We start from the raw sequence: 20883 nt of genomic DNA, 5'->3' as shown, positions 1-20883 counted from the left end.
AAATCGTTCGCTTCGCTCACTGGGACTGGCTAAAGCCAGCCCCTTAGCTTAATCGTTAGAACTTCAGAATATGGAAAGACCACCAATATATTTAAAATCAAAATTCGTCTCACATCCTAGCGAGTTGTTCACGTTTCTTCGTGATTCAATTACTTGGGACGAACGGATGAGAGCGAGAAAAACTGCTAGCTTTGGCGTTTCCTATAATTATTCGCAAATATATTATGAGCAAGTAAAAATGCTGCCTGAATTAGAAAATGTTTGTGCGCTTATTGAGCTAGAGCTTGGTTTTCGTCCAAATAATTGTCTTCTAAATTATTATCTTGATGGCAACTCTTCAATGGGTTTTCATTCTGACTCTAGTGAGGAGTTAGCAAAAGGCACTGGTGTAGCAATTGTTTCTCTTGGAGCTGTGCGTGAAATAGCATATCGTTCAAAGCTGGAACCGGTTGTAGAGTTTTTCTACCCGTTAGAGAGTGGTTCATTGCTTTATATGTCACAAGAAATGCAAGAGTTTTGGCTTCATGCAATACCTAAAGTTGGTGCTAGTGGTGAGCGTATCAGTTTAACTTTCCGTCAAATTATCAAATAGTTCTAACAAAGCATTGCACCTGACGCATTGTAAGTAGCGCTTTTGCAATATCGCTGCGCGAAGTTTATCGCAACGCGCCACTTACAATCCGCGGGTGAGCGCAACGTTAGCCGCCGAAGTCTTAAAGCTACAGCCAGGGGGAGATCATGTTTGCAGAGTTGAAAGACAAGGAGTTGCACCTTCACGGTAGTACTTCGGAGTTGAATGCAGTAGCCCGCTCGATCCATAGAGGAAGGCACGGCGCATCATCATCCTTTGAGCTGTGTAGTGAAAACTCTTTATTTTCCTCATTGCAAACAAAGTGCTACGGCAAACTCTCCAATATCCAAATTGAAGGTTACAAAATTAATATCAGCTATTCCGAGCTTGTAAAAAATCGCCTCTACACTTACTTTTCTATGCCATCAGGCACCCCCCAGGGCGCTTTGTTTTTTCTAACCCACTCAAATCAAGGCCACTCGCCGTTGCTAGTGGAAAGCTCGCTTGAGCTTTTCATCCATGTTGCTGCTAGTGATACATGAGCGCTAGGCTAACCAGTGGTTCAAATCGCTCGCTTCGCTCACTGGGACGGGCTAAAGCCCGCCCCTTAACCAAGCGTTAGGTCCCTGCCGAACTCATTGCCGGCCAGTTATAAAATAAGGAAATACTTGAGTGAAGACCTGTATTTATTGCAAGGCGAAAAAAAGCAATGAAGAATTCACATTAGAGCATGTAATCTCGCAATTCTTAGGTGGGGCGCAAGCACCTGACAATCTTAAAACTAGAAATGTGTGTGGGGCTTGTAATAATAATTTAGGCTTATTTGTAGACGCATCGTTCGAAAAAGATTTTTTAGTTTTTAACGAGTTAAATGAAGCAGCATATTCATTCTTTGACCCTGAAAATCCGACACCTCTTCCTTTAAGAAATATGGGGGTATCTGACCTTAACCCTCCCGAAATGGAAGGCAATGAGGTCTGCGAGTGCTGGATTGGCCCATTGGGAGAACAAGTATATTGGGTCAGGCCGGCGGATGAGCGGATGTATTGGTATGCCGGCGGAAATCCCAGGACGGTAAAAAAGGTAAAAACAAGGGGTTACTTTATATGGTCTGAACGCTCAATAAAAAATCCTACTATTACTTGGCTATCATTCAAGGACTCTTTCCCCGGCAGAAAAATTAGAAAAATCTCCTGCACAGAGGTTTTGGGGGCAAACTTGGCTGACATAGGATTCTCCGAGCCAGACGAGTTAGACTTAAAGCGGATTGAGTACTTCAATACAAAATGCAGTGATGGGCAGCAACGTAAGAACAAATTGTCATTATATCTTCGCCATGATGTTCGATTTATGGCAAAACTTGCAATTGGTCTTGGTCACGTCATTTTTGGAGAGAAATTTGACACATCGGATTACGCGCAAGAATTAAATAAAGCGCTCTGGTTCAAAGATGGTGATCCAGAGCCGGTAATTCCGGGTAGAAGTAATCTTGGGCTACACAGCGAGCACCTTAAAAGCGAGTGTGGCGTCGCAAACGGAGTGACACTAACCATACTACCAATATCAGACTATGTAGTATTAAATCTAAATATTTCCAGAAAAATGAACTGGACTATATCCATCGCTAAAATCAAAGATGTAAGCACGAATATTGACGAAAAATTAGAACATGGCTTATGCATAGTGCTGTTTAAATCTATAAATAAAGGTATAAGCTTGAGTCTTCCCGAGCTTATCGCTCACAACTCTCGAAACCTAATTAACCCCGAGCTGGACGGTATCGAGAAACTTTCAGGAAAAAATCCAGAGTATTTTCAAAATCTATGAACAAGAAACCTAACTAGCGGTTCAAATCGTTCGCTACGCTCACTGGGACGGCGTGCCGCCGCCCCTTAACCAAACGTTAGAGTCATGGCTAAATGCGCATTCCACTAATTTTATCTATTCTTGTCACATGTATGCCAAATACTGCCTTTTCTATTGAAATAGATGGCCGTTATGAAAGCACAGTAACAATTGAAAATTTAGAAAGTGGCACTGAAAGCGCAATGGTTAACTTTCTAGAAGTAGAAACATCAAGTCAAGACTCCATATATTTTGTCTATGAGTCTTGGCATGCCAATGGGCACGTATGCAGACTATATGGCACAGCTAAAAAAGTAGCCCATGAAACATACGAGCACGTCCAAGATAATGAAATCCTCCCGAAGGTAAACTCTTGCAAGGCGCGAATCTATAAAAGCGGCAATAGCATTATCCTAGACGATGTTGGTGAAAGCTGTAGAGTTGATAATTGTGGCGCAAGAGGTCAAATAGGTGAGTCTGCTTTCCCCCTTAATAGCCATAAAACACTTAGCACTCCGGTCGTAGTCCAGTGGTAGCTCTAACAAGTGGTTCAAATCGCTCGCTGCGCTCACTGGGACGGGCTAAAGCCCGCCCCTTAACCAAACGTTAGACGTCATGTCATACATGAAATCAGCCAAAAAAATAATCAAGATATTAGCAATGCTACTAGCAGTATTGACTCTTTTGCTATTTATTGGCCTGATCTATGATGATATCGAAACTCAGTGCGGCGCGAACAAAAAGCTCAAGAATGCTATAGATAAACACGCACTATACAAACCAGTAGATAGCTATAGATCATTAGGCGGCTATTGCACGGCGGCAACTTTTTGCATAATAAATTACTACTGCCCGACAAACTATTCCATCAATTATAGCGACCACACTTTTGAGTGCGTGACAGCAGAAATTGAATATTTTAGGGGGGTATTTATTAACATCAACAGCTGCAATTAACTGTAAACCATGCTAAGTCAGTAGGTGGTATTTCTCTTAGAGTTTCGCTTTAATCGTATCAATGCTTTCTAACAAGTGGTTCAAGTCGTTCGCTTCGCTCACTGGAGCGGGCTAAAGCCCGCCCCTCAGCTTTATTTGTAGATGGCAAAGCAAATACCTCGAGGCGTTTTTCGATTCACTCGGCGGATTACGCTTTCGGCTAATACGCCCTACGCCTTGGCGCGGCAACACACCTTAGCGCTGCATCAATGATGCATAGGCTTCCATTAGGAAATCCCAATCTTCGTCGGGCATCGCGCCGCGGTGGCGTTGTAGCTGGCGCATGTCGTGGCGTGAGGCGTCGGCTTTGCGCCAGCGGCGACGGCTTTTTTCCAGGTCGAGTAGGGCGATCTCTGCGCTGGGTGAGTTGCCTTCAAGATCGCTGACCTTGACGAAGATGTGCTTGGCATAACAGCAACTGTGCTGCCAGCGGCTCTGGTGCAGGCGCGCCAAGGTGTTGGCCAGGGCCGTCAGCATGCATATCGACTGTTCGGCGCTTCGCTCCACGGCGTACCACTGATCGAGGCTGATAAAGCCCGGCAGCGTTTGAGTGATCAACAGCGCTTGCCAATGCCCGGCTTGTTTTCTGGCTGCGCCGTACACCAGTGTGGGCACGGTGATGCCCAGCAGGGTAAATGCCTGATAGGCCTGTAGTTCACGGACGATGGTCGGGCGACCCCAGGGATGCAGCAGGCTGCGGTAGAGGTGGCCGGTTTGGCGTTTGCTATACAGGGCAGGGGACGACGGGTTGCGTGGCTGCAGCAGTTGCACGCCGCTTTCGCCGTCGCGGCGTTGGTTGGGCGGCTCGACCCAGGTGCCGCTGCGCTGCCACCAGCGCTCGAAGGTGGAGCTGGTCTGAACGGCCGATTGAAAGCCGAGTAGCGTGGCCATCACAGCACCTCGCGCTTGCGCAGTACATAGGTGCGCCACATGGCATAACCAGGCAGAAAGTCGCGGTGGCCGAGCACCTGGAAGCCCGCGTCGAGAAACTCGCGCTCGATCTTGTCGCGGCTTACCACGAAGCGGTTTTCGCCAGCGCCACGGCGGCGCTCCAGGCGATTACGCCGCCAGGCTTTGTAGTTGCCATCGACCCACAGCGAGACGATCACCGTGTCGCGGGTGACCCGGTGAAACTCGCGGAGCGCAGCCATACGATGCTCGGCCGACTGGAAGTGATGCAGCAGGCGAATGCAGAACACGCAGTCGACTGAGCTGTTGCCAAGGCCGATATCGAAGGCTGACGTCTTGAAGGTTTTCACCCGTGCGACCACTTCAGGCGGCTGGGCGGCGAGGGCGGTGGCGAGCATGTCGGCGGAGTTGTCGGCAGCCAGGATCACCCGGTTCGGGTGTTCGGCGAGCATCGGCCAGAAGCGGCCCGCCCCACAGGGCAGATCCAGCACCAGGTTGGGGTCGCCGGCCAGACGCAAGGCACTGCGGCCGACCTGAACGTCGCGCCAGTGAGAGAGGCGCCGGGCCAGCCCATCCTGGTGTTTGTGCAGATAACCCTGAGCATGTTTCTGATCGTATTTGCCGGAAAAGGCGAGATCGATGGATCTGGGTTTGGACATGGCGAGGCACCTTGGTGGTTGTGCCCCGATCTTATGAAGCGGCTTCTGATGAACCCGTTAAAAGGATGTGAAAAAAGCGTTAGGCCGGCACCTTGAACGACACCTGAAAACAGCTGCCGGCAACCGGCAGGCTGTGTAGCGATATGTGCCAGCCCTGGTGCGCGCAGATGCGTTTGACCAGCGAGAGGCCCAGGCCCAACCCTTCGCCACGGGCCTGTTCGCCGCGCACGAAGGGGTCGAAAATCTGCTCATGATGCTGCTCTGGAATGCCCACGCCGCTGTCCTCGACGCGAAAGCCGTTGGCGTGCAGGGTCAACGTCACAAAGCCCGTTTCGGTGTAGTGCAGGGCATTGCGCAGCAGATTGGCCATCACCGTACGCAGCAAGGTCGGGTTGTAGACGGCATCGTTCTGCGCCTCCACGTCCAGGCGGAAATCGAGACCTTTCTCGCGCATCAGCGGTGACCAGATATCGACCTGCTCATCGGCGATCTGCCGCAGGCTGGCGCTGCCCGCGAAGAGGCTTTCGTTGCCCTTGACCCGAGCCAGTTGCAGGAAGGTCTGCACCAGATCCTGCATTTCGGCGCTGGCTCTTTCGATGCGCTCCAGTTGTTTGCGTTGGGTGGGTTCGAGGGCGACTTGGGCGAGCAGCTCGCACGAGCTGGCGATGACCATCAACGGCGTGCGGAGCTCATGGCTGACGTCGCTGGTGAACAGGCGTTCGCGCTCCAGAGATTGGCGCAGGCGCCCCAGGGTGCTGTCGAAGGCCGCCGCGAGCTGACCGACTTCGTCGTCCGGGTATTCCGGTGCCAGGGCGGGCGCCAGCGGCAGCAACTGGTCGCGGTGGCGTACCTGATTGGCCAGCTTGCTCACCGGGCGCATGACCCGTTCGGACATGATCCAGCCCAGGCCCAGGGCGCCGAGTACGGAGAGCAGAAAACCGGCCAGCACGACGTTGAACAGCACCTGTTCGCGCTTTTCGAACTCGCTCTGTTCCTGTACCAGCAGATAACGCCCGCCGCCGATGAACTGGGTGAAGATGTAGAACGCTCGCTCGCCCTCGACCTGCTCGCTGAAGCCCTCCGGCAGGTCGGCATAGCGGCTGGGGATAGCGTATTGCGGATAGCCCGAGGCATAGAAGCGGGTTTTAGCGTCAAGGCGTGGGGCCTGGTCGTTCTTCAAGTCCTGCTCCAGAACCGCGCCCAGTTCGAGGGCAAGTTCTTCGGAAACCAGGTGCTCTTCGATCAGGTGAACGATAGCCACGATGCTCAGGGAAAAGATGCCGCTGACCAGTATGGTCATGGTCACGAAGGCGATAAGAATGCGCCGCCGGAACGGTTGCTTAGTGCCCATCGCGATTCGCCACCAGGCGGTAACCCACGCCGTGCAGGGTTTGCAGCAGCGGCGTGGCAAAGGGTTTGTCGATCGCCTGGCGTAGTTGGTGGATGTGGCTGCGCAAGCTGTCGCTGTCCGGGCAGTCGTCGCCCCACAGGGCCTCTTCAAGGGCTTCGCGGCGCACCACGGCGGGCGAGCGCTGCATCAGTACGCCGAGCAGTTTCATGCCCAGTGGGTTGAGCTTGATGGGTATACCGGCGCGGGTCACGTTCAGTGTGTCGAGGTCGTAGGTGAGGTCGGCGACCTCCAGCTTGCGCTGACGATTGCCTTGTGAGCGGCGCAGTATGGCTTCGATGCGGGCGACCAGTTCGGAGAGTGCGAAGGGCTTGATCAGGTAATCGTCGGCCCCGGCGCTCAGCCCCTGCAGGCGATCTTCCAGGGCGTCGCGTGCGGTGAGCATCAGGATCGGAATGCTGCTGCGCGCTTCTTCGCGCAAGCGCCGGCACAGCTGATAGCCATCCAGGCCGGGCAGCATGATGTCCAACACGATCAGGTCGTAATGGCCCTGCGTGGCCAGGTGCAGGCCGGATAATCCGTCCTGGGCACAATCTGCCGCGTAACCCTTGAGCTGCAGGTAATCCAGGATATTGGCGAGGATGTCACGGTTGTCTTCGATTACCAGAATGCGCATACAACGTTCTCTTCACCGTAATTGACGTTTTCTTCACGAGGCATTGACGAGGCCCTCACAGGGCCAGGGCAAGACTGTCGCTCGTTCATCCAGCCAGGATCATACGATGCCACAGCTCCGATACGCCCAACTACGCTACCTGTCGATTATTCTGCTCGCCTGGGCGGTTACCTTCCTGCTCACCCGCAGCGCACTGCTGATTGGCTATTGGGGCGAGGCGGGTGCCAGTGGCGCCGAGATCCTGCGGCTCTATGCGGTCGGTGTGGTCTACGACGTGGCGTTCCTGTTGTATGCGGCGCTGCCGATCTCGCTGTATCTGCTGATGTGCCCGCATCGTGTGTGGCGCAGCCGCGGGCATGTGGTTTTTCTTCATCTGTTACTGGGCGTCAGCCTGTTCGCCATGCTGTTCACGGCCACCGCGGAGTGGCTGTTCTGGGACGAGTTCGGCGTGCGCTTCAACTTCATCGCCGTGGATTACCTGGTTTACTCGGAGGAGGTGATCAACAACATTCTCGAGTCCTATCCGGTGTATCCGTTGATCGCGGCCCTGGCCATGGTGGCCTTGATGCTGACTCTGGCCCTCAACAGGATCGTGACTCGCGCCGTATCCGCACCGCTAATGCCCAAGAAAGCTGCATTGGGCGCCTGGGGGGCGGTGCTCGCCAGTGCGTTGCTGGTGACGCTGGCGATCAATCAGAGCTTCCCCCGTGGCCTGGGCGGTAATGCCTACCAGAACGAGCTTGCCAGTAATGGCCCCTTCCAGTTCTTTGCCGCGTTTCGCAATAACGAACTCGACTACTTGACGTTTTATGCCACCGAGCCTGATCAGCAGGTGGGTTCGCTGTTACGCAACGAGGTGGCAGAGGACAACGCGCGCTTCGTCACCCAAGACCCGGAGGATATCCGCCGGGTTATCGATAATCCGGGGGCTGAGCAGCACCACAATGTCGTGCTGGTTACCATCGAGAGCCTCAGTGCCCGTTACCTGGGCAGCTTCGGTGACAGCCGTGGACTGACGCCGAACCTGGATACGCTGCGTAGCCAGAGCCTGTTTTTCAACAACCTGTACGCCACCGGCACGCGAACCGACCGGGGCCTGGAGGCGATTACGCTTTCCGTGCCGCCGACGCCGGGGCGTTCCATTGTCAAACGCATCGGCCGTGAGTCTGGCTATGCCAGCCTGGGGCAGCAGTTCAAAGATAAAGGCTATGACAGCGTATTCATCTACGGTGGCCGCGGTTACTTCGACAACATGAACGCGTTTTTCAGTGGCAACGGTTACCGGATCATCGACCAGAGCAGCGTGGCCGCTGCCGACATGACTTTCCAGAACGCCTGGGGCATGTGTGACGAGGATCTGTACGAGCAAACCTTGCGCACCGCCGATGCGGATCACGCTGCCGGCAAGCCGTTCTTCCTGCAGTTGATGACCACCTCCAACCATCGCCCCTATACCTACCCGGACGGCCGCGTCGACATTCCCTCCGGCAGTGGTCGTGAGGGCGCGCTGAAGTACACCGATTACGCCATTGGCCGCTTTCTCGCCGAGGCGAAGAACAAGCCCTGGTTTGCCGACACCGTGTTCCTGTTCGTCGCCGACCACACCGCCGGCAGTGCGGGCAAGGAAGACCTGCCCGTGGCCAATTACCACATCCCGTTGTTCATCTACGCCCCCGGCATCATCAAGCCGGCCGAGGTGTCCACGCTGACCAGCCAGATCGATATTGCGCCCACGCTGATAGGGCTGCTGGGCTTCGATTACACCTCGACCTTCTTTGGCCGCAACGTGTTGCGCGGCAACGCTGGCGCGGGCCGGGCGTTAATCGGCAACTACCAGCACCTTGGGCTGTTCGACGGTCATGACCTGGCCATCCTCAGCCCCAAGCGAGCCATGCGCCGCCATGACGATGCGCTGGGGCTCAGCCACGAAAGCGTGGTCAAGGCTGACGACCCGCTGGTGGCGCGCGACATTGCCTACTACCAGGGTGCCAGTCACGCCTTTACCCAAGGCCTGCTGAGCTGGCAAGCGAGCACGCCGCAAATCGTTGCCAAGCATCCCTGATCGCGTCGATTGCCGAGGAGTTTCACCATGCTGATTTCCGCTAAGCCAACCGATTCGCGGCCCTTCGATTTCAAGCTGTGGCTGGGCATTCCGCTTGGCTTGATGGCCTTGCTGTTGGTGATCGATCCCGCGCCGCTGGATTTCGCCTTGGCCAGGCTCTTCTACGATCCCGCGATGGGGTTTATCGGCAAGGGCAGTTTCTGGCTGGAAGATGTGTTGCACGATCAAGCCAAGAACCTGGTGATCGCTCTGGGTGTGCTGTGTATCGCTGCATTCCTGTTCAGCCTGTTACCCGTGAAACTGCGTAGCTGGCGCCGTGAGTTGGGGTACTTGGTGCTCATGCTGAGCCTGGCGACGAGCATCGTTGTGCCGCTGAAAACCCTCACCGGTGTGCAGTGCCCGTGGAGCCTTACGGCGTTTGGCGGTAAAGAGGCGTTCAGCCCGCTGATCGGTGCGCGCCCCGTGACCGACAAACCAGGGCGTTGCTGGCCGGGCGGGCATGCGTCTTCGGGTTTTTCGCTGCTCGCGCTGTTTTTCGCGCTGCGTGATCGCCGCCCACGTCTGGCCAGGTGGACGCTCGCCTTCGCGCTGACGTTGGGCTGCGTGTTATCGCTTGGGCGCATGCTGCAAGGCGCGCACTTCCTCTCCCACAACCTGTGGACGCTGCTGTTCGACTGGGTGATCGCCGTGGTCGGTTACCGCGCGCTGCTGTATCGCCCGGCTGCCCTCGCAACCTCGACCCCGAGGCGAGTGCCGATGCGCTTGCAGGCAACCCGCGAAGGAGAGCGCCGATGAGCCTTTTCAGCCCTCGGGCACTGTTGCTCGCGATTGTTTGTTGCCTGCCGCTGACGTCTGCCTGGAGTGGCGTTCAGTCGGGCGCTGCCAAGCCGGCAGATCCACGTTGGGCGATGACGGTCGACAAAACCTTCAATCTCTACCGCATGCAGCCCGACCTGTATCGCAGTGCCTTGCCCAGTGCCGCGCAGCAAGGCGAGCTGCAGCAGTTGAAAATCGCCACGGTGATCAACTTCTATCAGCGCAGCGATGCCGAGTGGCTGAGCGACCCGCGCATCCGCCAGATCCATCAACCGTTGCACGCGGATCGTATGGACGACGCCGATGTACTGCAGGCGCTGCGCAGCATTCGTCAGGCCCAGGCTGACGGCCCGGTGTTGATCCACTGCAAGCACGGGCAAAACCGCACGGGGCTGGTAGCCGCCATGTACCGCATCGTTTATCAGGGCTGGAGCAAGCAGCAGGCCATTGATGAAATGCGCGAGGGCGGCTTCGGTGGCAGCGAGCGCTTCGAGGACGCCGAGCGTTACCTGCAGCAGGTCGACCTGCTGCGCTTTCGTACTGCCTTGAACAGTGGTGCGTGCAGCACCAGCCCCTGGGCTTACTGCGCACTGAAGGAAAAACTGCTCAATGCCTTTAATGGGTAAGGAGGAAGCCATGACGATGAACAACGCGAGCCGGCTGTTACTGGCGCTGCTGCTCGTGCCGTTGCTGGGCGCGTGCCAGAGTACGCGCGATTACATGCTTGCGCAGGGCTACTCTGCGGCCTTCGCCACCGGGTACGAGGACGGTTGCGTGAGCGGCAACAGTGCGGCCAAGGCGCTCGGCGCGTTTCGCAAAGACGTGCCGGTGTATCTCCACGAGCCTCAGTACGCCACCGGCTGGGATGACGGTTTTCGCCAATGCCAGGCCAGCGCCAACGCAGAAATCGAACGGCGTTTGCAGCCAGATAGCGACGACGACCGTGAGTGGCGCCGGCACGTGGATCAGGATATGGCCAAGGCACTGAGTCGCTCGTTGAAGCACGACTGAGCACCGGTTCACGATTCTTTTCTCTGCAAGGGCCGACGCGCAGCAGATGATGAACAGCCTCTAAGCGTTGCCCCTGGCGCGAAGCGATAGCAGCCATCCTGCGCTACAACGGTGTGACCACCATTCGCCGCGGGGTCGCGACTCCTACAATCTCGAGTTACACGCAAGATGAGCGCCGGACGCTAATCGTGTAGGAGCGTCGCCCCCGGCGCGAAGCGATAGCGGCCATCCTGCGCTACAGCGGTGTGACCACCATTCGCCGCGAGGGCGTGGCTCAAAAACGTGCTGGCTCGAGGGGCAGCCCAGATCGTGAGCAGGTTCTGGGTGATCAGCGTGTCTTTAAAAAGTCACACAGGCAGGGCACATTGGAGCGCGTATTTACCCACGATTTAGGCGCAGAAGCGCGGCTATGCCGATGCGTAGCGCTTGATGCCGCAGCTTCGTATTGAGATAGCGCATGCCGGATGCCTCCCGTGACGACCGCCGGGCGTGGTCGATCTTCTTGATTTTTCTGCGCCTGGGGCTGACGTCCTTCGGTGGTCCGGTTGCGCATCTCGGTTATTTTCGCGACGAGTTCGTCAGCCGTCGCCGCTGGCTCGATGAGCGCAGCTATGCGGAGTTGATCGCGCTGTGTCAGTTCCTGCCTGGCCCGGCCAGTAGCCAGGTGGGCATGGCGATTGGCTTGTCCCAGGCCGGCTATCGTGGTGCGCTAGCCGCCTGGCTCGGCTTTACCTTGCCCTCTGCGGTGCTGCTAATTCTGTTCGCTCAGGGCATTGCCGGGCAGGGCGATGCGCTGACGCCTGGTGCGCTGCAGGGTTTGAAGATCGTCGCCCTGGCTGTTGTCGCCCAAGCCGTATGGGGCATGGCCCGCACGCTTTGCCCGGATACCTCACGCCGAGCGCTGATGCTGGCGGCGGCCGGCCTGGCATTGCTGGTGCCTGGGGTTGTGGGGCAACTGGCGGTGATCATCAGCGCCGGCTTGCTGGGTGCGGTGCTGTTCAAGCCCGCCAAGCAAAGCGCGGGTGATGGGTTGCCCATCAGCATCAGCAAACAAGCGGGCGCCCTCTGGTTGCTGGTGTTCGTGGCGCTGCTGTTCGGCTTGCCCGTGCTGGCCCTCTCGCTGGAAAGCCCGATCCTGAGCGTGGTGGACGTGTTCTACCGCACGGGATCACTGGTCTTCGGCGGTGGCCACGTGATGCTGCCGCTGTTGCAGGCCGACGTGGTGGCAAGCGGCTGGGTGAGCAACGACCTGTTCCTGGCCGGCTATGGTGCAACTCAGGCCGTGCCTGGCCCGTTGTTCACCTTCGCGGCGTTTCTCGGCAGCGCCATGCCGGCGCCGCTATCGGGTTGGGGCGGCGGCCTGCTGTGCCTATTGGCGATCTTCGCGCCGTCGTTCCTGCTGCTGGCGGGCGTGCTGCCATTTTGGGCTCGGCTGCGTACTCGCCCACGTGTGCAGGCGGCGCTGCTCGGGGTTAACGCCGGCGTGGTCGGCCTGCTATTGGCCACGCTGTACCAGCCGGTCGGCACCAGCACGATTCTCAGCCCTGTGGATTTCGCGCTCGCGCTGCTTGCCCTGATCGCACTCATGGTCGGCAAGCAGCCGCCCTGGCGGGTGGTGCTGGCTGGCGCGCTGATCGGCTGGCTAGTAACGTAACGCAGACTTTCATCAACAAGAGATGCAGCAATGGCTTTCGACTGGCATGGCGGCAACATCACTCGCGATACGCCCATTGGCGATGATTATCGTAGTACTCAGAAGGTACGCCGTTTCATGCATGAACAGTGCGGTGCAACCTTCCGTTTCGACCGGCCGTTCATGGCCTGGATTCGCAGTGGCGTGCCACGCACCATGGGCGATGTGGTGGACGAGTGGAAGCGTATTAACGGCTAAACCGGGGCGAGCGCCTTGCAGTAAGACGCTGCACAGGCTCTGTTAGCGCTCAAGTGCCGCCGTTCTGTAGGCGCTGTACCAGCTCAGGCAGTTCACTCATGCGCCCGATCAGATGCTGGACACCCAGCTGGCGCAGGGTTTCGCCGTGTTCCGGTGGGATGTGGCTGGCACCCAAGAAGCCGACTACCTGCATACCCGCCGTCAGTGCGGCGGTCGCGCCGGTAACGCTGTCTTCGACGACCAGACAGTTGCGTGGATCAACGCCAGCACTCTTCGCAGCGAGCAGGTACAGGTCCGGCGCGGGTTTCGGCCGCTCGACCTGGTCGGCGCTAAACGCGCCACGGTTGACTCGTTCGACCAGCTCGCAGCGTTGCAGCGCAAAGGCCACCGCGTCTGCATAGCTGTTGGAGGCCACGGCCAGAGGCAGGTCGATCTTCAGCAGGGCATCGCGTACGCCTTCGATTGGCTGTACTTCAGCGCGGATCAGCGCCTTGATGCGGGTTCGGTTTTCTTCCAGAAAACCCTCGGGCAGGCGTTTGCCGAAGTGCGCCTCGACCCGAGCGAGAATGTCACGGCTCTGCAGGCCGAAGGTGCCGGCCAATACTACGTCCAGCTCATGGGCCGGGTAGTGTTTGGCCAGTGCCGCGTGCAGGTGGCGCTCGGCGATGATCTCGCTGTCGATCAGTACGCCGTCGCAGTCGCAGATCAGCAGTTCGATGGGCGGTTTCGGCTGCATGGCAAGCAGTCTCCTAAAAGGCGGGAAGATTGTGTAACACAGATCCCACCTCAGTTCGAACCGCTGGGCATCACCTCAGCAGGCCTTTGCAACAGCAGCAACGGCAACCCGACGCCTAGCACCACCAAGCCAAGCAGCGCTCCCGCACCCGCATACAGCGCGCTGGAGACGAACAGCGCCAGGCAACTGCCGGCGAACAGAACAGGCATCAGCGGATACAGCGGCACACTAAACGGCCGTTCGCGATTCGGTTGCAGGCGGCGCAGGCGCAGCAGCGAAAGGGCGGTCAGGCACATGAACAGCCAGAACACCGGCGCGGTGTAGGCCACCATGCTTTGTACGCCGTTCTCGCTCAAGGCGCCGAACAGTAACAGCGGCAGGGTGATCAGGCATTGCACCAGCAGTGCCCGTACCGGCGTTGCCGCGCGGTCGTTCCAGGCGCCGAGCATCGACAACTGCGGTACGTCCCGCCCCAGCGCGTAATACACCCGCGAGCCGGTGAGAATGGTGGCGTTCAGCGTGCTGATTGCAGTGATGCAGATCAGCACGCTGAGCAACACGCCACCCCAGGGGCCAGCGACGATGGTCATCAGGTCGGCACCGATGGCGGTCGACTGGCGCAGGCCATCGAGGCCGAAGATGTTGATGAACACCAGGTTGGCCAGCAGGTACACGGCGGTCACCACCAGCGTGCCGAACAGCAGCACGCGGCTCATGTTACGTCCCGGGTTGCGCAGCTCGCCGGAGAGATAGGCTGCCTCGTTCCAGCCACCGTAGGTGAGCAGCACGAAGACCATGCCCATGCCGAGCATGCCCGCCAGGTTGCCGCTGGCTTGTGTTTCTAGCGCAGGCACCGCCGCAACCGGCTCGGCCAGCAGCAGGCCGGCGAGGGTCACCGTGACCAGCGACGCCAGCGTGATGCTGGTGAACAGCACCTGCAGGCGTTTGGATTCGTGGGTGCCGAGGATATTCAGTGCGGTCAGCGCCAGCACCACCAAGGTGGCGTGCCAGGCGCTGCCATATTCACCCAACGGCAGCAGGCGCTGGGCGTAATCGCCATAGATGAACGCCACCACGGCGATTGCGCCGGTCTGGATCACCGTGCCTCTGGCCCAGGCGAACAACAGGCTGACCTGCCGGCCCCAGGCCAGGTTGAGGTAGTGGTATTCACCGCCGCGATCCGGGTAGCTGGCGCCAAGCTCCGCATAGCACAGCGCGCCGACCAGCATCACCAGGCCACCGGCCAGCCACAGGCCGATATACACGAAGGCATTGTCGGCGTGCTGGGCCACCAGCGGCGGGAAGCCGAAGATGCCGACGCCGATCACCACGCCGACCAGCATGGCGACGCCGTCGATGACCGACAGGCCGGGTTGTCGTGCCGCTGTGCGTGCGTTCATGACTTAGCTCCGTCGTGCGCTCCAGCCGGTCACCGCGCCTTCGGCGGAAATCGGTTCGATGCGATCACCCTCGACCTGGCCGACGTACAGCTTGCCGTCGACCTCGAAGCGCAGCTCGGTGCCATTCAGGCGGCCGCGCAGGTTTTCCTGATGTTGGGTGGTGCCGCTGATCTCCTGGAAGCGCTGCTGCAGGTCGACATGAAAGGTCTCGCCTTCACTCTCGATCTGCCAGTTGCCGGCAATCTTGGCCGGGACTATCCACAGGTAGATGCGTGCGCCTTCGACGATATCGCTGCGATCCGGCTCCCAATCCTCCATGCTGAAGGCGTGGGAAACCACGCGAGTTCCGGGTTCCAGGGTGTCGAGGATCACCGGGCGCAGGCGCATGTTGACGGAGTTCAGCAGGTACATGGTCAACACGTCGGCATCGGCGATGTCCTTCTTGAACAGGTCGCCTTGCTCGAACACCACCTTGTCCGCGACACCGGCTTGCTGCGCGTTGGCTTCGGCCTCTTCGATGCGCTGCGGGTTCAGGTCGATACCGTAGGCAGCCTTGGCGCCGCGATCCTTCACCGCCGAGATGGCGATGCGACCGTCACCTGATCCGAGATCCACCACGTAGTCATCCGGGCCGACATTGGCCATTTCCAGCATGCGCGCCACTACCGGTTCGGGCGTGGGCACGTAGGGCACGTCGAGGGCGATCGTCTGGGCGTGGGCGGTGGCACTGTGCAGCAGACCAAACAGGGCCAGTGCAGTGGCGCACAGGGAGAAGGGGCGGGCGGACGCGGTTCTCATCGGCGGATACTCCTCAGCGGGATCGGTAAGGGGAGGGGAACGATTTTCCGACCGAGGTCTTGGCGCCAGGGTTCGACCCGTGATCCGGCCCGTGCCGGGCAATTCGCCGCAAATAGGCTCGCAGCGCAGGTGGTACGGTCGCTGCAGGGTGTGTTACCTGATGTGAAACCATTGCCTTGGCAGCGCCGAAAAGGCATGGTGGCCGGATTTTTCAGTCACGGGATCGGGCCATTCATGCGCCTTCTGCACACCTCCGACTGGCACCTGGGCCAGCACTTCATGGGCAAGACGCGCCAGGCCGAGCACCAGGCGTTCTGCGCCTGGCTGATCGACCAGGTGCGCGAGCACGACGTGCAGGTGGTGCTGGTGGCCGGGGACATTTTCGACACCGGCTCGCCACCCAGTTATGCCCGTGAGCAGTACAACCATTTCGTCGTGGCCTTGCGCGACACTGGCTGCCAGCTGGTGGTGCTCGGCGGTAATCATGATTCGGTGGCCATGCTCGGTGAGAGCCGTACCTTGCTGGCTCAGCTCGGCACCCGGGTGATTCCCGGCGTTGGCGTTCACCTGCAGGATCAGTTGCTGGTGCTCGCTGGCGCCGATGGCCAGCCGGCGGCGCTGCTCTGCGCCATTCCCTTCATCCGCCCGCGTGATGTGTTGCGCAGCGAGGCGGGGCAGAGCGCGGCGGACAAGCAACTGTCGCTGCAACAGGCCATCCACGGGCATTATCAGGCGCTCTTTGAGCTGGCCATGGCGCGTCGTGCCGAACTGGGCGCTGCCTTGCCGATCATCGCCACCGGGCACCTGACCACCGTTGGCGCCAGTGCCAGCGAGTCGGTGCGGGAAATCTACGTCGGCGCGCTGGAAGCCTTCCCGACCTCTTCCTTTCCTGCCGCCGATTACATCGCGCTTGGCCATATTCATCGGCCGCAGAAAGTCGGCGGCCTCGAACATATCCGCTACAGCGGCTCGCCAATTCCCCTGAGTTTCGACGAAGCCCGCCAGCAGAAGGAGGTGCTGTTGGTGGACGTGGGCGAAGGCGGCTTGCGTGAGGTGCGTGCGCTGCCCGTGCCGCGCTTCCAGGCCCTGCAATCGATTCGCGGTTCCCTGAAAACGCTACCTGCCGCCCTTGCCGACGCTGCCACTGACGGCACGCCCGAGCGCCCGGTCTGGCTGGAAGTGCAGGTCGAAGGCGACGACTACCTCAGCGATCTGCAGGTGCGTATCGCCGCGTTGTGCGAAGGCCTGCCGGTGGAGGTGCTGCGCATTCGTCGCGCTCGCGGCACCGCGGTAGCCAGCCTGCATGGTGAGCAGAGCACCCTTGATGAGCTGACGCCGGAGCAGGTGTTCGAGCAGCGTCTGCTTGGCGAAACCTTCGAGCCGGATCAGGCGCAGCGGCTGCATGGCCTCTACAACCAGGTGGTGGCTGACCTGCGCGACGAGTCGGCCTGATTCAGACCTGTTTATGATCTTTTAGCCCAGGTTCGTCGATTTTGGCAGCTAGGTGGCGAGAGCAGCCAGTCGCGATCGTGTTTTAGTGGGAGGGGCTTTAGCCGCGATTGTGCCTGCCTAGGCGTAAAGAGCTCGGGGCTAAAGCTCCTCCTACGAATTCGCTCAAAGCCCGCCGTCAAGTTGTAGCTGCCGCTTCATGCTCATAAAGGTCATGAACAGGCTATCAGGCCTTGAAGAAACTCACCCGCTCCATCAGGCGGCGTGCCAGAGAAGACAACTCCTGGCTGGCCGCAGACACCTGAGTGGAGCCGGCAGTGGTTTCCACCGTACTGGCGTGGATGCGACTGATGTTCTGGTTGACGTCCTCGGCCACCAGGCTTTGCTGCTGTGCGGCGCTGGCGATCTGCGCGCTCATGTCCTTGATCGCGCCGACCTCCTGGCGAATGCGCTCTAGCGCCTGCTCGGTCGCGGTGGTCTGTTCGACGGTCTTGCGCGCCATCTGACTGCTGGTCTGCATGATCTGCGCGGCGCCGCTGGCGCCGGCCTGGAGTTTTTCGATCATTGCGCTGATTTCTCGGGTCGAGGCCTGGGTTCGGTTGGCCAGGGAGCGCACCTCGTCGGCCACTACGGCAAAGCCTCGGCCATGTTCACCGGCACGCGCCGCTTCGATTGCGGCGTTCAGTGCGAGCAGGTTGGTCTGGTCGGCAATGGCGGTGATCACCGCGATGATGGTTTCGATGTTGCTGCTGTCGCGGGCGAGCTGCTCGACCCTGTCCGCGGCCGAATCGAGCACGCTGGCCAGCTCCTGAATCGCCTGGCCACCTTGCGTCACCAGGTGGCTGCCATTCTCCACTTCCGTGTCGGCGGCGCGTGTTGCCGCCGCAGCGGTGCCGGCGTACCCGGCAACTTCGTTGACCGTTGCAGCCATCTGGTTGATGGCCGCTGCCATCTGTTCAGCCTCTTCTGACTGGGCCTGCAACTGCCGGTTGTTGCTGGCCGAGGTGGCCCGCAACTGATCCGACGACTGATTCAACTCGTTGGCAGCGCTACGCACCTGGCTGATGGTATCGCTCAGACGTGCGCTCATGTCCTTGACCGCGCCCATCACGCTGTTGGCGTAGCGGGTTTCGATTTTCTGGTCGAGGGCGCCGCCTGCCAGACGCTGAATGACCTGGGCCACTTCGTGGGGCTCGGCGCCGAGGGTCGAGCGCATCTGGCGGATGATCAGCATCGAAACGATCACGCTGAGCAGAATTGCCACGGTGGTCACCGCCACGATCAGCAGGGCGAAGCTGCCGGCCGTTTCGCGCACGCCATCCAGGCTGGTGGTGACTTCTCGTTCCTGCAAGTCGATGAAGGTATTGATGCGCTTCAGCCATTCCAGGTAGGCGGCTGCCACTTCTCGGGACAGCAGCGTTTGCGCCCCCTCGACATCACCGGTTTGGCGCAGGCTTATCAGGCGCTGGGTAAGCTCGCGAGTACTGCTTTCGATGGCCTTGATCTGGGTGAGCTGGCGTTGTTCTTCCGCGCTCGAATTGCTGGCCGCAACCAGCTTGTCGAGGGGCGCGGCGGACTCCTGGTAGAAGGCATTCAGCCGCTCGATGTTCCGCAGTTGGCTGTCCAGCGCTGCGGAGTCGCGGGCCAGTACCAGATCGCGAATGGCAATCGCGCGGTCGTGCACACTGCCACGGAAATTGATGGCATAGCGCTGTTTGAGGCTGGCACCTTCGCTGACCTCGCTAAGGCTGCTGTCGATGACTTGAACACGCTGAATGCCCACCAGCGCGATCAGAATCATCAGCGAAAGCACCAGACCGAATCCCATTGCCAAGCGCTGGGCGATCGTTAACGGTTGAGACATGTGCAGCGTACCTTTAGGAGGGGTGTGGCCATCCCCGTCGCGCGGAGTGAGGTGCATGCGCTGAAGGGCGGCCTGAGGACGCTGAGGCTATTGTTTCTGTATGGGAAAGCAAGCGTTTAATGATGGCTAATTGACGCTATAGCGGGCGTCTATCGTGCATGGTGCCGACGTTTGCAAGCGAGGGGGCGGCATTTGCGTTGGGGAGGGGGATGAGCTTCTTAGGCGGTTTCGCTGCGTGAGGTATTCGGCCCGCTGCCGGGCCGAATACGGGCTTGATCATTCAGCTCCCATCAAACGCGGAATTGCCCCAGCAGGCGGCTGAGCTGCTCGGCCAGTTGCTTGAGATGCTGGCTGGCGGCACTCGATTGCTCGGCCGACTCGGCGGCGCTGTGGGCCAGCCCGGCGGTGTGGGTGACGTTCTGGTTGATGTCGTCGACCACATGGGACTGCTGCAGCGTGGCGCTGGCGATGGAGGCGTTGAGTCCGGTCAGGTTGCGTAGCGATTGGGCGATCAGCACCAGGCTTTCGCCAGCCTGGCTGGCCTGTTCGACCGTCAACTGCGAAGCCCGGCTGCTGTCGCTGATGGCTTTTACCGCCGCCTCGGAGTTGCCCTGCAGGCGCTCGATCATGCCCTGGATTTCTGCGGTGGATTTCTGCGTGCGCTGGGCCAGCAGGCGAACCTCGTCGGCCACCACGGCAAACCCGCGGCCCTGTTCGCCGGCGCGTGCTGCTTCGATGGCGGCGTTGAGTGCCAGCAGGTTGGTCTGCTCGGCGATCGAGCGGATGACTTCCAGCACGCCGCCGATCTGGGTACTTTCCGTGGCCAGTGACTGGATCACCGTCACGGCCTTATCGATGGTGCCGGACAACTGGTCGATCTGTTTCAGGCTGGCGTCGATATTGCGCTGGCCCTGCTTGGCCTGCTCCTCGGCGGTGTGCACTTCGCTGGAGGCGTGTTCGGCGTTCTTGGCCACGTCCTGCACGCCGTAGGTCACTTCGTTGACGGCGGTGGCGACCAGTTCCATCTGCTGGGCCTGCTGCTGGCTGTGCTGCTGCGCAGCGCTGGAGATTTCGCCCAGCGAGCGCGCGGCCTGATCCAGGGAGCCTGCAGAGTCGAGCAACTGGCGGATTACCTGACGCATCTTGCCGGTGAAGGCGTTGAAGTGTCCGGCCAGGGCGGCCAGTTCGTCGCGCCCCTGATCGTCGAGGGTATGGGTCAGGTCGCCTTCGCCGCTGGCGATGTTGGACATCGCGGTTACCGCTTGCTGCAAGGGCAGGGAGATACTGCGCGAGATCATCACCACCAGAACGATCAGCAGCAGGGTAGCGGGTACGCCGATAGCTAGGGCGCGCAGGGCCTGGGATTTGAATTCGGCCTGCACGTCATCGACATACACGCCGGAACCAATGATCCAGCCCCAAGGCTGGAACAGCTCGACGTAGGAAATCTTCGGTACCGGATCGACGCTGCCTGGTTTTGGCCAGCGATAGTTTACCGCGCCTGCGCCCTGGCTTCTGGTGATGGCGACCATCTCGTTGAACAGCGCCTTGCCGTCCGGGTCCTTGAGCCCGGAGAGGTTCTGCCCTTCGAGCTTTGGGTTGGTCGGGTGCATGATCATGGTCGGCGTCTGGTCGTTGATCCAGAAGTACTCCTGGCCGCCGTAGCGCAACCCGCGAATCACTTCCATCGCCTGTTTCTGCGCCTGTTCGCGGCTCAGGCTGCCGTTGGCTTCCAGGCCCTGGTAGTACTTGAGCAGGCCAACGGTGCTCTGTACCACGTGCTGGGTCTTCTCGGCCTTTCCCGCATACAGACCGATGCTGATCTGATTGAGCATGTAGCCGCCAAGCAGCA

The 20883-nt window shown here is 59.3% G+C and carries 19 protein-coding genes and 2 pseudogenes; 11 read left to right on the top strand and 10 right to left on the bottom strand.

The window, feature by feature from the left end; all coding sequences use genetic code 11:
* The first annotated feature begins 70 nt into the window (after positions 1-70).
* From ACZ3GY_RS14855 to ACZ3GY_RS14840, 4 genes are all read left to right on the top strand, one after another.
* The gene (locus ACZ3GY_RS14855) at positions 71-592 is read left to right on the top strand and encodes an alpha-ketoglutarate-dependent dioxygenase AlkB (RefSeq protein WP_465910757.1); all 522 of its coding nucleotides are present in this window, start codon (positions 71-73) and stop codon (positions 590-592) included.
* Positions 593-738: 146 nt separating this feature from the next.
* The gene (locus ACZ3GY_RS14850; RefSeq protein ID WP_465910755.1) at positions 739-1113 is read left to right on the top strand and encodes a hypothetical protein; all 375 of its coding nucleotides are present in this window, start codon (positions 739-741) and stop codon (positions 1111-1113) included.
* Between the two features lie 130 nt (positions 1114-1243).
* Positions 1244-2398, top strand: coding sequence for an HNH endonuclease (locus tag ACZ3GY_RS14845; protein ID WP_465910753.1), 1155 nt, complete (start codon positions 1244-1246; stop codon positions 2396-2398).
* Positions 2399-2490: 92 nt separating this feature from the next.
* The gene (locus ACZ3GY_RS14840; RefSeq protein WP_465910752.1) at positions 2491-2952 is read left to right on the top strand and encodes a hypothetical protein; all 462 of its coding nucleotides are present in this window, start codon (positions 2491-2493) and stop codon (positions 2950-2952) included.
* Between the two features lie 655 nt (positions 2953-3607).
* On the opposite strand, the gene ACZ3GY_RS14835 is transcribed toward ACZ3GY_RS14840, so the two are convergent.
* The 4 genes from ACZ3GY_RS14835 to ACZ3GY_RS14820 form a co-directional block, all read right to left on the bottom strand.
* The gene (locus ACZ3GY_RS14835; protein WP_465910750.1) at positions 3608-4303 is read right to left on the bottom strand and encodes a lipopolysaccharide kinase InaA family protein; all 696 of its coding nucleotides are present in this window, start codon (positions 4301-4303) and stop codon (positions 3608-3610) included.
* On the bottom strand, positions 4303-4980 hold the full coding sequence (locus ACZ3GY_RS14830; RefSeq protein ID WP_465910749.1) for a class I SAM-dependent methyltransferase: 678 nt from the start codon (positions 4978-4980) through the stop codon (positions 4303-4305). Before ACZ3GY_RS14830 ends, ACZ3GY_RS14835 begins: the two co-directional genes overlap by 1 nt.
* A 79-nt stretch (positions 4981-5059) precedes the next feature.
* Positions 5060-6331 (bottom strand): sensor histidine kinase, encoded by a 1272-nt coding sequence (locus ACZ3GY_RS14825; RefSeq protein WP_463565848.1) that lies wholly within the window; start codon positions 6329-6331, stop codon positions 5060-5062.
* A complete protein-coding gene (locus ACZ3GY_RS14820; protein ID WP_465910747.1) occupies positions 6321-7004 on the bottom strand; it encodes a response regulator transcription factor in 684 nt (227 codons plus the stop codon). Before ACZ3GY_RS14820 ends, ACZ3GY_RS14825 begins: the two co-directional genes overlap by 11 nt.
* A 106-nt stretch (positions 7005-7110) precedes the next feature.
* Between ACZ3GY_RS14820 and ACZ3GY_RS14815 the strand changes: the two genes are divergently transcribed.
* From ACZ3GY_RS14815 to ACZ3GY_RS14790, 6 genes are all read left to right on the top strand, one after another.
* Entirely contained in the window at positions 7111-9066 is a 1956-nt protein-coding gene (locus tag ACZ3GY_RS14815) for an LTA synthase family protein (RefSeq protein WP_465910746.1), read from the top strand.
* A 27-nt stretch (positions 9067-9093) separates the two neighbouring features.
* On the top strand, positions 9094-9861 hold the full coding sequence (locus tag ACZ3GY_RS14810; RefSeq protein ID WP_463565845.1) for a phosphatase PAP2 family protein: 768 nt from the start codon (positions 9094-9096) through the stop codon (positions 9859-9861).
* Entirely contained in the window at positions 9858-10508 is a 651-nt protein-coding gene (locus ACZ3GY_RS14805; protein WP_465910744.1) for a dual specificity protein phosphatase family protein, read from the top strand. The genes ACZ3GY_RS14810 and ACZ3GY_RS14805 overlap by 4 nt, the downstream gene beginning before the upstream one ends.
* 10 nt (positions 10509-10518) lie before the next feature.
* Positions 10519-10893, top strand: coding sequence for a hypothetical protein (locus tag ACZ3GY_RS14800; RefSeq protein WP_465910743.1), 375 nt, complete (start codon positions 10519-10521; stop codon positions 10891-10893).
* Positions 10894-11350: 457 nt separating this feature from the next.
* Complete coding sequence (chrA, locus tag ACZ3GY_RS14795) at positions 11351-12547, top strand: chromate efflux transporter (RefSeq protein WP_465910742.1); 1197 nt, start codon at positions 11351-11353, stop codon at positions 12545-12547.
* 30 nt (positions 12548-12577) lie between these two features.
* Positions 12578-12784: a DUF6434 domain-containing protein gene (locus ACZ3GY_RS14790; protein ID WP_465910740.1), complete on the top strand. Its 207-nt coding sequence runs from the start codon at positions 12578-12580 to the stop codon at positions 12782-12784.
* Between the two features lie 49 nt (positions 12785-12833).
* Here the strand turns inward: ACZ3GY_RS14790 and ACZ3GY_RS14785 are convergent, their stop codons facing one another.
* From ACZ3GY_RS14785 to ACZ3GY_RS14775, 3 genes are read right to left on the bottom strand one after another with little or no spacing between them, the layout of a single operon-like run.
* On the bottom strand, positions 12834-13520 hold the full coding sequence (locus ACZ3GY_RS14785) for an HAD family hydrolase (RefSeq protein WP_465910738.1): 687 nt from the start codon (positions 13518-13520) through the stop codon (positions 12834-12836).
* A 50-nt stretch (positions 13521-13570) separates the two neighbouring features.
* On the bottom strand, positions 13571-14920 hold the full coding sequence (locus ACZ3GY_RS14780) for an APC family permease (protein WP_465910736.1): 1350 nt from the start codon (positions 14918-14920) through the stop codon (positions 13571-13573).
* 3 nt (positions 14921-14923) lie between these two features.
* Positions 14924-15718: a methyltransferase domain-containing protein gene (locus ACZ3GY_RS14775; protein ID WP_463565838.1), complete on the bottom strand. Its 795-nt coding sequence runs from the start codon at positions 15716-15718 to the stop codon at positions 14924-14926.
* A gap of 234 nt (positions 15719-15952) precedes the next feature.
* Between ACZ3GY_RS14775 and sbcD the strand changes: the two genes are divergently transcribed.
* Positions 15953-17170 carry an exonuclease subunit SbcD gene (sbcD, locus tag ACZ3GY_RS14770; RefSeq protein ID WP_465910734.1) on the top strand — a complete coding sequence of 406 codons (1218 nt, stop codon included), beginning with the start codon at positions 15953-15955 and terminating at the stop codon, positions 17168-17170.
* Positions 17171-17393: 223 nt separating this feature from the next.
* Here the strand turns inward: sbcD and ACZ3GY_RS14765 are convergent, their stop codons facing one another.
* The 3 genes and pseudogenes from ACZ3GY_RS14765 to ACZ3GY_RS14755 form a co-directional block, all read right to left on the bottom strand.
* Positions 17394-19031, bottom strand: a complete 1638-nt coding sequence (locus tag ACZ3GY_RS14765; protein WP_465910732.1) for a methyl-accepting chemotaxis protein — start codon at positions 19029-19031, stop codon at positions 17394-17396.
* Between the two features lie 290 nt (positions 19032-19321).
* Positions 19322-19912 (bottom strand): annotated as a pseudogene (locus ACZ3GY_RS14760) (methyl-accepting chemotaxis protein); the annotation flags it as partial.
* 267 nt (positions 19913-20179) lie between these two features.
* Positions 20180-20866 (bottom strand): annotated as a pseudogene (locus tag ACZ3GY_RS14755) (cache domain-containing protein); the annotation flags it as partial.
* Positions 20867-20883: the final 17 nt, after the last annotated feature.

The organism is Pseudomonas sp. PME37.24/006, assembly GCF_055556635.1.
The sequence above is the reverse complement of the archived record's forward strand: the minus strand, read 5'-3'. Positions and strand labels throughout refer to the sequence as shown.

Excerpts from the sequence above, each read along its gene's own strand:
- ACZ3GY_RS14855 (WP_465910757.1), top strand. The coding sequence starts at position 71 with ATGGAAAGACCACCAATATATTTAAAATCAAAATTCGTCTCACATCCT.
- ACZ3GY_RS14850 (WP_465910755.1), top strand. The coding sequence starts at position 739 with ATGTTTGCAGAGTTGAAAGACAAGGAGTTGCACCTTCACGGTAGTACT.
- ACZ3GY_RS14840 (WP_465910752.1), top strand. The coding sequence starts at position 2,491 with ATGCGCATTCCACTAATTTTATCTATTCTTGTCACATGTATGCCAAAT.
- ACZ3GY_RS14835 (WP_465910750.1), bottom strand. The coding sequence starts at position 4,303 with ATGGCCACGCTACTCGGCTTTCAATCGGCCGTTCAGACCAGCTCCACC.
- ACZ3GY_RS14830 (WP_465910749.1), bottom strand. The coding sequence starts at position 4,980 with ATGTCCAAACCCAGATCCATCGATCTCGCCTTTTCCGGCAAATACGAT.
- ACZ3GY_RS14825 (WP_463565848.1), bottom strand. The coding sequence starts at position 6,331 with ATGGGCACTAAGCAACCGTTCCGGCGGCGCATTCTTATCGCCTTCGTG.
- ACZ3GY_RS14820 (WP_465910747.1), bottom strand. The coding sequence starts at position 7,004 with ATGCGCATTCTGGTAATCGAAGACAACCGTGACATCCTCGCCAATATC.
- ACZ3GY_RS14815 (WP_465910746.1), top strand. The coding sequence starts at position 7,111 with ATGCCACAGCTCCGATACGCCCAACTACGCTACCTGTCGATTATTCTG.
- ACZ3GY_RS14810 (WP_463565845.1), top strand. The coding sequence starts at position 9,094 with ATGCTGATTTCCGCTAAGCCAACCGATTCGCGGCCCTTCGATTTCAAG.
- ACZ3GY_RS14805 (WP_465910744.1), top strand. The coding sequence starts at position 9,858 with ATGAGCCTTTTCAGCCCTCGGGCACTGTTGCTCGCGATTGTTTGTTGC.
- ACZ3GY_RS14800 (WP_465910743.1), top strand. The coding sequence starts at position 10,519 with ATGACGATGAACAACGCGAGCCGGCTGTTACTGGCGCTGCTGCTCGTG.
- chrA (WP_465910742.1), top strand. The coding sequence starts at position 11,351 with ATGCCGGATGCCTCCCGTGACGACCGCCGGGCGTGGTCGATCTTCTTG.
- ACZ3GY_RS14790 (WP_465910740.1), top strand. The coding sequence starts at position 12,578 with ATGGCTTTCGACTGGCATGGCGGCAACATCACTCGCGATACGCCCATT.
- ACZ3GY_RS14785 (WP_465910738.1), bottom strand. The coding sequence starts at position 13,520 with ATGCAGCCGAAACCGCCCATCGAACTGCTGATCTGCGACTGCGACGGC.
- ACZ3GY_RS14780 (WP_465910736.1), bottom strand. The coding sequence starts at position 14,920 with ATGAACGCACGCACAGCGGCACGACAACCCGGCCTGTCGGTCATCGAC.
- ACZ3GY_RS14775 (WP_463565838.1), bottom strand. The coding sequence starts at position 15,718 with ATGAGAACCGCGTCCGCCCGCCCCTTCTCCCTGTGCGCCACTGCACTG.
- sbcD (WP_465910734.1), top strand. The coding sequence starts at position 15,953 with ATGCGCCTTCTGCACACCTCCGACTGGCACCTGGGCCAGCACTTCATG.
- ACZ3GY_RS14765 (WP_465910732.1), bottom strand. The coding sequence starts at position 19,031 with ATGTCTCAACCGTTAACGATCGCCCAGCGCTTGGCAATGGGATTCGGT.